Source organism: Mesorhizobium sp. M2A.F.Ca.ET.039.01.1.1 (assembly GCF_003998035.1).
GTDB lineage: Bacteria > Pseudomonadota > Alphaproteobacteria > Rhizobiales > Rhizobiaceae > Mesorhizobium.
On record NZ_RZRY01000734.1, the window covers coordinates 1 to 2,924 of the forward strand.

Below are 2,924 nucleotides of genomic sequence, written 5' to 3' on the forward strand. Positions count from 1 at the left end.
GCCATCAGGCGGGCGTCCGTCCTCGGATAACGCAGCTTAGATAACGCCCTACCGGAACGGACATGCCCGCCGAAGCGATCTCTCCTTCGTACGGACATGACCAATGCCTGACAATCTGAACACCACATTCCCCGGCGCGGACACGCAAAGCTGGCTGAAGACGCACGCGATCAACGAAGTCGAATGCTTCGTGCCCGACGTCAACGGCGTGTTGCGCGGCAAGACCTTGCCGGTAGCCAAGTTCCTCAAGTCGCTCGACGACCGCGCGCTCTATCTGCCGAGCAGCGCGTTCCTGGTGGCGATCGACGGCCGCTATTCCGGATCCATCGACGAGGGCTTTGCCTATTCCGATCCGGACATGCGCATGGTGCCGGACATTTCGAGCCTGTGCCTTGCGCCCGGCAGCGCCGGCCGAGCCTATGTTTTTGCCGACACGTTCCACATGGACGACCGGCCGTGGATGGCTTCGCCGCGCCATGTGCTGAAAGCCGTGCTCGGGCTTTATGAACAGCGCGGCTGGCGCGCGGTGGTGGCGCCGGAGCTCGAGTTCTACCTCACGGCGCCAAATCCCGACCCGGATCGTCCGATCACGGCGCCGGTCGGGCGCAACGGCCGGCCGGAAAGCGTGCAGCATCCCTACGACATGCAGGCGATGGAGGAGTTCGAAGCGGTGACGCGGCGGCTCTATGAACATGCCGCCGTCGTGGGCTTGCCGGTGGAAACGCTGATCCATGAATCCGGCACGGCGCAGCTCGAGATCAATCTGCTGCATGGCGATCCGCTGACGCTCGCCGACCAGGTGCTTCTGTTCAAGCGCTTGGCGCGGCAGATCGCTCAGGCGAACGGCATGCACGCTACCTTCATGGCCAAGCCGATCGCCGCGCAAGCCGGCAGCGCCATGCATCTGCACATGTCGATCGTTGACCGGAAGGGCGAGCCCCTGTTTGCCGGCGAAGACGGCGAGGACAGCGCGATGTTCGCGCATTTCATCGGCGGCTTGCAGAAATACATCCCCGAAATCATGCCGCTGTTCGCGCCGCATGCGAATTCCTACCGCCGCATCCGCCCCGGCCATAGCGCTCCGGCCAACGTCGAGTGGTCGCATGACAACCGCTCCTGCGGCCTGCGCGTGCCGCTGGGCGGCCGCGCCGCGCGCCGCATCGAGAACCGTCTGCCTGGCGCCGACGCCAATCCTTATCTAGCGATGGCCGGCTCGCTGATCGCCGGCTATCTCGGCATTGAGGAGAAGCTTGCGCGCTCGGAGGAGGCCTTCGGCAATGCCTATAAAAGCAAGAGCACGCTGCCGAAGACGATGGAGGAAGCGCTCGATCGTTTCGCCGCCTGCGAGCCCGTGCGGGCGCTGCTCGGCGAGGATTTCTTCCAGACCTATCTGCGCGTGAAGAGCGTCGAGCTAGACCTGTTCCAGAGCGTCGTGACGTCCTGGGAACGCGACCACCTGCTGCTCAAGGTGTGACCATGGCTTCGCATTCGACAGGTTTCAATTCCGGTCTCGATATCGGCAAATCCTATTATGTCGCCACGGCCAATCCGGCGCCCGACCATCCGGCACTTGCCGGCGATGTCGAGGCCGATCTGGTGGTGGTGGGCGGCGGCTGCACCGGCCTTTCGGCGGCGCTGCATGCGGCCGAACGCGGCCTGAAGGTGGTGCTGCTCGAGGGCGGCAAGATCGGCTGGGGCGCCTCGGGCCGCAATGGCGGCCAGATGATCCCCGGCCTGCGCAAGGGCGCCAGGGGCCTGGTCAAGTCCTTTGGGCCGGAACGGGCCAAGGCGCTGTTCGACCTGGCCTTCGAGGCGCGCGGGCTGGTGCTCGACATCATCGAGCGCCACGGCATCGCATGCGATTTGCGCCTCACCGGCCACCTGGTCGGCGCGGTCAGCGCTTCGGATGTGCGCGACTTCGAGGAAGAGGCCGAATGCCTCGCCAGGGTGATGGGGTTCACCGATGTCGAGATCCTGTCGGCGGCCGAGGCGCGGCAGATGGTCGACACGCCCTATCAGGGCGCGGTCTATGAAAGGCTCGGCGGACACATGCATCCGCTCAACTACACGCTGGGGCTTACGCACGCCGCGGTTGGCGCCGGCGTCGTCATCCATGAGAACTCGGTTGCCGCCCGGCTGGAGCGGGAGCCGTCCATCCGGGTGTTCACCGACAAGGGCTCGGTCCGCGCCAGACATGTGGTGCTGGCCGGCGATGCGCTGCTCAAGGGACTGGAGCCGCGCGTCAACAGCCGCATCATGCCGGTCGGCAACTACATGGTCGCCACCGAGCCGTTGGGCGAGCGCAATGTCATCCCGGCCAATGTCGCGGTCTCGGACACGCTGTTCGTCGTCAACTACTACCGCATGTCGGCGGACGGCCGCCTGCTGTTCGGCGGCGGCGAGCACTACACGCCGTCGCCGCCGGCTGACATTGCCGGCTTCGTGCGGCCGCATATAGAAAAGACCTTTCCGCAGCTCAAGGGCTGCGGCATCGACCACGCCTGGGGCGGGCTGGTGTCGGTGACGACGTCGCGCCTGCCGCATGTCGGGCATTATGGCGAGCTCTATTTCGCGCATGGCTATTCCGGCAAAGGCGTCATTCTGTCGACGCTGTCGGGCAAGCTCCTGGCGGAAGCGATCACGGGCGATGCCTCGCGGCTCGACCTGTTCTCGATGCTGACGCCGCTGCCGTTTCCCGGAGGCACGGCGCTGCGCGGCCCGCTCTATGTGCTTGGCATGTTGTGGTATGCGATGCGCGATCGGCTGCGTCACTGACGCTGGTTTACTTTCCCTGGCGTAGCTAATGTCTCTGCGACGGGAAGGAAATCCCGAGAAGGAAAAGCGGATGAACATCGAGCCGGGCCGACTGACGAAGAAGGAGCGCCATGAGCTGATCCTGTCGGAGGTCCGGCGCTCCGCCTCGA

The 2,924-nt window shown here is 65.2% G+C and carries 2 protein-coding genes; both read left to right on the top strand.

From position 1 onward, the window contains the following. Nucleotides 1-103 precede the first annotated feature (103 nt). Nucleotides 104-1,474 (top strand): glutamine synthetase family protein, encoded by a 1,371-nt coding sequence (locus EOA24_RS32745; RefSeq protein WP_126081115.1) that lies wholly within the window; start codon nucleotides 104-106, stop codon nucleotides 1,472-1,474. Between the two features lie 2 nt (nucleotides 1,475-1,476). Continuing rightward, nucleotides 1,477-2,775 carry an FAD-binding oxidoreductase gene (locus EOA24_RS32750; RefSeq protein ID WP_126081116.1) on the top strand — a complete coding sequence of 433 codons (1,299 nt, stop codon included), beginning with the start codon at nucleotides 1,477-1,479 and terminating at the stop codon, nucleotides 2,773-2,775. Nucleotides 2,776-2,924 lie beyond the last annotated feature (149 nt).

Excerpts from the sequence above, each read along its gene's own strand:
- EOA24_RS32750 (WP_126081116.1), top strand. The coding sequence starts at position 1,477 with ATGGCTTCGCATTCGACAGGTTTCAATTCCGGTCTCGATATCGGCAAA.
- EOA24_RS32745 (WP_126081115.1), top strand. The coding sequence starts at position 104 with ATGCCTGACAATCTGAACACCACATTCCCCGGCGCGGACACGCAAAGC.